Annotated in this window: 3 protein-coding genes; 1 reads left to right on the top strand and 2 read right to left on the bottom strand. The window is 32.9% G+C overall.

What is annotated here, in order from left to right:
- Positions 1–1,258: 1,258 nt before the first annotated feature.
- Positions 1,259–1,873 (bottom strand): hypothetical protein, encoded by a 615-nt coding sequence (locus Cyrtocomes_RS05490; protein WP_322498186.1) that lies wholly within the window; start codon positions 1,871–1,873, stop codon positions 1,259–1,261.
- A 513-nt stretch (positions 1,874–2,386) separates the two neighbouring features.
- A complete protein-coding gene (locus Cyrtocomes_RS05485; protein WP_322498185.1) occupies positions 2,387–3,364 on the bottom strand; it encodes a substrate-binding periplasmic protein in 978 nt (325 codons plus the stop codon).
- 274 nt (positions 3,365–3,638) lie between these two features.
- On the opposite strand from Cyrtocomes_RS05485, the gene Cyrtocomes_RS05480 reads away from it, so the two are divergent.
- The gene (locus Cyrtocomes_RS05480; RefSeq protein WP_322498184.1) at positions 3,639–4,124 is read left to right on the top strand and encodes a P-loop NTPase family protein; all 486 of its coding nucleotides are present in this window, start codon (positions 3,639–3,641) and stop codon (positions 4,122–4,124) included.
- The last annotated feature ends 86 nt before the right edge of the window (positions 4,125–4,210 follow it).

The following is a 4,210-nucleotide window of genomic DNA, read 5'->3' as shown; positions in this document are numbered from 1 at the left end:
CCTCTTCTCTAAGAGAATACGCTCTTCCCATTCGAAAATATTATAACTAACCAATGATATTATCATCTTATTATATCAACCTCTTTTGCCTAGGCTATATGCAACAACTCATTCAAGATACTGGCCGTATTTTGATTTACCGTATTCATCAGATCTCAACCATATTGAGAAAAAATGGGCTAAGAGCATAGATCAACTTTTAAACAACTATTTCTCGTGACTCTTTTATATCGGTTTATCGGATTGCTAATCATTAGTAGATATGATGGTAGCAAGTTGTTATGGTATCAACCCATATTACCAATTAAGTAATGGACTTAAAATGTAAGCATTGTAGTTTTGGAGTATGTGAAAAACTAGATATATGACAGTAAACAAAGGTATAAGTGCAAAGGTTGTAAAATAGTATTTAAAATAGGTGATGCTAAAATAAAATATGAGAAACATGCGAGGGTAGTAAAATGGTACTTAGAAGGATTAAGAAATATAGAAAAAATGGAGGGTATTAGTGCCACCTTAATACTACAATGGATAAAGAAATTTGCTAAGATTTTAAGGAGTAAAATTTACCAAGATACTCAAAAGAATGAAGTAGTGAATGTTTAGATTATGGAGATAGATGAGTTATATAGTTAAAAAACGGAGTATATATCTGGCTTAGAGAGGGATAGAAATATAACTAAAGCGTCATAAAAATGGCACATGATTAATTTTAAAAATACCTTAGTTATCATTGGTTAACTTTAACAACGTTACTGTTTATGTAATTCATTTTATACCGCTTTAGCTATCAGTTATTGGATTTTATTGTAGATTTTAATAATTACTTACCTTTAGCTCTTGAATTACAAAATCAATATAAAATTGATATAGTGGCAACTGACAGCCATCCTGTTTAATTTCTTATAGGAGCGAAACATGTAGTTATAAAGGCTGCTTAGTGGAATCTTATCATTCTTTATTAAGGCATTATTTAGCTAGATTTGACAGAAAAACACTACTACAAGGCATGATAACCAACTCTATACTGCTATTATTCAATAGATTAGATAAGTCTAAAATACCATCTATCTTTTGTTAACAATCCCAGGATTAGCTATATAATTTATTTAAGCACAAAAAAGAGAGTGTTGTCACTCTCTCTAGGATGTGGCGGTGTATTAGCAACTTTTCATAGCCTTATTCTATATAACTTAAAAAATCGTTATTTGAAAATAGGGATTTTTTGATACGCATTACTCACCTAGCTGATTTTTAGCTAAAATGTAAATTTTGCACAGATATGCATGTCTGCACCTACTAATTTGCTAACAACTTTCAGATTCTCTCCTAGAAGACCATTATTGTGGACATTATTATAGCCAGCCTCAAGAAAAAAAGTAACGTTCTCACTTACTTTATATGAAAAAGTTACAAAGGCTCCATAACTCAGAAAATTTTTACTCGTTTCACTAATAGCAATAAATGAATTGCCAATATTAATTTTTGTACCAATCGCAAACTTATCATTAAGAGTGCATTCAGCGGCAGTACTAAATAGGATACTATGTACCGTGATAACATCTAATGCTTCTATCTTGTATTTACCAGTTTTATAGCTGATTCCTATCTCAATTGGATTTTGCGGCAATGGAATAAGGAATAAGGAGAAGGTGCTACACTTATTTAATAACGATAAACCAGCTTCTAGTACCAAATTGTTATATCGCCATTGTACACTAGCAGAGATCAGATCTGTGCCAAATGGCACAGTTTGATGGTAAGGTGCATCACCAATTCCAACATTACTATTACCTAAAGCGATACTTCCACTAAAGAAAAATGCATAAAATACAGATACAACCGCACTATATAAGATATTATTTTTACGCACCAAACTACAAAAAATCACAAATGCGGTTGCTATTATACTATAATATAACGCTAAATCAACTCTATGCCTGCTTATATAAGTATAGAATACACAAAGCTGTTATGATAAATAAAAATATGCATCAGTATAGTAAATTAAGTTGAGATTTGCGTATTGAAGAATTTAACTAAAGCATCATAGAGATAAGCAAGATGACTAATATGAGCTCTAATCCACCTCTTGGCCAAGAATTTCTCTATTGGGTTCAAATCATGTGAATAAGGCGGTAAAAAAAATACAGCCAACAGATTCAATGATCAAAATAGAGTTTGCTTGATACCGCTTATTAAATATAAAAATAAAGACCTAACAAATCTTTATTTATTTAAAAAGAGAGTGGCAGATTATATAAGTAGACTTGCTATATCGTTTTATCTTTCTTGTATATAAGAAAAAAGGAAAGCACCAACAATAGCAGCGCCTTCCCTACTCTTTTGATTGATGATAGTTGGAATTCTATCTTTTTTCTATCGTTTAATTTTGCAATGACCTCTTATTGTCATCCTCATTATCACTATTTTGTAGCAATATGTTGCTATCAGATACTTCGCTCGGCTCTGTAGCATCAACATCACCACCGTTTTCTTTTAATCTATCATTCAAGTTTACACCTTCTGTACAATTTTCATCATCATTGGTGCAAGGTATATCCTGGTTTCTAGAGCTGCACTCTGCTTGAGAGATTGACAAAAGTTCACCTATCTTTCCTTCTGCATTTAATTTGTTTATAATAGAGTTAATCTTTTGTGTATACTTTGATCCTTTCGCTAAAATTAGTCTATATCCACTATCTTTACCAACAGTGGCGAAATCGTTAGCAACTATATAACCCAATTCGGCGTTATTTTCAGCAAAAAACTTAGCTTGAAACAGATCCAGTAATACAAAATCCACATGTCCAGATTTTAGAGATTCAACAAGCTGATTAATAACATCCATTGAAATTTTTTCTGAGTTAGAGATAGCTGATTTACTGATTGCGCTATCAAGATTTTTTTCCATCACAGTCCCTAGTTGCACACCAATCTTGGCATGGCTAAGAATTTTCATTACATCACCATCAACATCTTCATGGGAAGCTTTTAAATAAAGTATCCCAACTTCTTCATCGTAATATTTATCTGTAAAATCAAAATCTTGCTTTCTCTCTTCAGTCATACCAATGCATGATATACCAGCATCTACTTTACCAGATTTGATAGCGGTAGGTATCATGCTAAACTGCATATCTAAAAACTCTGGATCTTGTCCAAGTTTAGAGGCTATCAATTTTGCAAGTTCAATTTCAAATCCAACAGGTTTACCATCTTCAAGATAGGTGAACGGTGGATAATCGCATGAAACACCAAATTTTATTGTTGGATTCTCGGCTACATCATCCGCAGGCTTATCAAAGCACCCGGTAACGGTAAGCGAGCATATAATAAGCAATTTAGAAAAAAACTTTCCCATTTTTTATTAAAGTAAGAAACATATAGCTACAAACCAGCAACAAACATGGCTAAGGTCGGTAAGCGCGACGTGAATTATAGATGCTTTTAGAAAAAAATCTATAATGATCATAAAACTTTTAACTAAATATTAATTTAGCTAAAAGGCCATTAATTCTAGATTGCTACAAAGATGGTTTGTAAACATAGCGTACCTATCTCAGGCATCTTGATATAAATGATTATTATATTGGAAATATTGATTGAGTGGCAAGAATAATTACTATCTAGAGTAGTTGTTTTTATTTATTGAAAAAATGTTAGGGGCCATATCAGATGGATTAGAGCCTTTGACCCCAGAGGAAGAAGGTGGTGTTATTGCGGCAATAAGAAGGATTGTATATGGCGCATACAGAGCGCTAATAAATAGGGGGAATAGTCATCAAGATGCTCTAGGTAGGATAAATAGTGTTAGTAATGGGCGTAGCGAGGATATTGCGGAGCTTAATGATGTAAACGAAGCTGTAAATAACCCAGGGTTTGTTGCAAGGATTATAGGAAGAGCTAATTTTGTTTGGGGTAAAGTTCGTGATTTTATAGTTAAAACAATATCATCTGTTTTAGCTACTAATGAATTAGGTAATCAAACTGGTAGAGAAGCTGACAGTGCTACATTAGGTAATCAAACTGGTAGAGAAGCTGACAGTGCTACATTAGGTAATCAAACTGGTAGAGAAGCTGACAGTGCTATATTAGGTGATCAAACTGGTAGGCACTGTTAACAAAGGTTGTATTTAATAGATGCTAAAGCTATAAAGGCAAGGAAAGAGAGATCGGATTTCTCAAATCGTAATGCTAAGCGTCGATT

Origin of the sequence: Candidatus Cyrtobacter comes, assembly GCF_034470605.1 — a bacterium.
Taxonomy (GTDB): Bacteria; Pseudomonadota; Alphaproteobacteria; order Rickettsiales; family Midichloriaceae; genus Cyrtobacter; species Cyrtobacter comes.
This window is presented reverse-complemented; position numbering and strand designations above follow the sequence as displayed.

Excerpts from the sequence above, each read along its gene's own strand:
- Cyrtocomes_RS05485 (WP_322498185.1), bottom strand. The coding sequence starts at position 3,364 with ATGGGAAAGTTTTTTTCTAAATTGCTTATTATATGCTCGCTTACCGTT.